1 protein-coding gene is annotated in these 204 nt (G+C 38.2%); it reads left to right on the forward strand.

The window, feature by feature from the left end; translation table 11 throughout:
- Positions 1–204: transposase (locus Q0954_RS35010; protein WP_299466987.1), on the forward strand; the 204-nt coding region annotated here is incomplete at both ends.

The following is a 204-nucleotide window of genomic DNA, read 5'->3' on the forward strand; positions in this document are numbered from 1 at the left end:
TGTATACACACCAAAAAAAGCCTTATGATGGTCAGGCAATTGTAGCGTTTTTAAAAGTACTGATTAAACAAACTGATACCCCTGTTACTCTGATATGGGATGGAGCAAGTATCCACCATTGTAAAGTAGTGCAGAAGTTTTTGGAGACATTACCAGAAGGTAGGTTGTTATTAGTCAAACAACCCAGCTACTCTCCTGAGTTAA

Origin of the sequence: uncultured Microscilla sp., assembly GCF_947493425.1 — a bacterium.
GTDB lineage: Bacteria > Bacteroidota > Bacteroidia > Cytophagales > Microscillaceae > Microscilla.